General features: G+C 70.9%; 1 protein-coding gene. It reads left to right on the plus strand.

The window, feature by feature from the left end; translation table 11 throughout:
- Nucleotides 1-33 precede the first annotated feature (33 nt).
- A complete protein-coding gene (locus tag ACY5KJ_RS11975; protein ID WP_462203372.1) occupies nucleotides 34-1,569 on the plus strand; it encodes a serine/threonine-protein kinase in 1,536 nt (511 codons plus the stop codon).
- Nucleotides 1,570-1,724: the final 155 nt, after the last annotated feature.

Below are 1,724 nucleotides of genomic sequence, written 5' to 3' on the forward strand. Positions count from 1 at the left end.
GGAAGGGGCGGGGGCGCGGTGGCCGCGCGGTGGATGATCGATAGGCGGTATGAGCTCGAGGCTGTTCCATTGGCCAAAGGCGGAATGGGTGAGGTCTGGGTCGGCCGGGATGTGAAACTCGACCGGGAGATCGCGGTCAAGTTCGTCCGTTTTCCCGACGGCCAGCCGGACCAGGAGCTGATCCGCCGGTTCATCCGGGAGTCCCGCATCACCGCCCGCCTGTTGCATCCGGGGGTGCCGGCGGTGTACGACGCGGGTACCCACGAGGGGCGTCCCTACCTGGTCATGCAGCGGGTGCACGGCCTCAGCGTGGCGGATCTTGTCGCCGAGCAGGGCGCGCTGCCCGTCGGCTGGGCCGCCGCGATCGCCGCCCAGGTGGCCTCGGTGCTCGCGGTAGCGCACCGGGCGTCGCTCGTGCACCGCGACCTCAAACCGGCGAACCTGATGCTGGAGCCGGACGGCACTGTGAAGGTGCTGGACTTCGGGCTCGCCGTCGCGCTTGACCGGACCAACCTGTCGAAGATCACGGTGACCGGCCAGCACCTCGGCAGCCCCGCCTACATGGCGCCCGAGCAGGTGCTTGCCGGCCTGAGCACGCCGGCCACCGACATCTACGCGCTGGGTGCCACGCTGTTCGAGATGTTGACCGGTCAGCGGCTGTTCGCCGGTTCGTCGTCCTACACGGTGATGAACAAGCAGGTCGAGGAGGTCCCGGCGCGGGTGCGGTCGCTGCGCGCCGACGTGCCGGGCGGCCTCGACGAGCTGGTCGCCGCGATGCTGCGCAAGGCGCCGGAGGATCGCCCGTGCAGCGTGGAGAAGGTGTACGCGGCGTTGATCGGATCCGTGGTGGGCCTCGGCCCGCTTCCCGGGGCCGTCGACGACGCCGCGGACAACCCGGTACGGCTGTACGCGGCGGTCGCGGCCCGGGTGGTACCGCGCGGGGCGGCCCCGAACACTGCCCCCTCCACCCGGAGATCCACTGCTGAGCCGCCCGGGGAGCCCGATGGCGGGATCAGGCGGTCTGATCTTCGTCGTGCCCGGGACGAAGCTCGGACGTTGGCCCGGGCCTCCCGCTACAGTCAGGCCGCCGGTGTGCTAGCGGCGGCGGTGGACCGGGCTGGTCGTGCCCTTGGCCACGACAGCGCGGACGTGCTCGCGCTCCGTCTCGATCTGGCGGACCACCTGTTCGAGGGCGGCGACTTCCGCCGCGCCGTGGACGGCTACCGCACGCTTCTCGTCGATCTTGTCCACCGGGACGCTCCGGACAGCGAGCGGGTTCTGCGCTGCCGCCTGCGGGAGGCGACCTGCCGGGCCCTGATCGGTGAGACCGGCCAGGCGCTCGAACAGCTTCGTGGGCTGCTGGAGGACGAGATCAGGGTGTTCGGTGCGGACGACGCCCAGGTCTTCGAGCTGCGACGGCAGATCGGGCTGTTGCAGCTCGGCGCCGGCCATCGGGCGTCGGCCGCCGAGACCCTCTCGGCGCTGCTCGCCGATCTGCTCAGGGTCTGGGGGACGGAGCATCCGATGGTGCCTGTCGTCCGGGAGTTGCTGGCCGGTGCCGGCGGTTGATCGACGACGGAATCGACCGTCATGAGCGTCCCATCCCGTCTGTCGTGGGGTTGTGGTGGGGGCACGCCGGGGCAGGACGGCACCGTACAGTCGGACGGTGACGAAGCTGGAAAGCCCCGTGGCGTATGATCCCGGTTCCCAGGCTGGTCCCCAGG

The organism is Frankia sp. CcWB3, from assembly GCF_977927595.1.

Bases quoted from the DNA above. Each gene is read 5' to 3' on its own strand.
- ACY5KJ_RS11975 (WP_462203372.1), top strand. From the start codon at position 34: ATGATCGATAGGCGGTATGAGCTCGAGGCTGTTCCATTGGCCAAAGGC.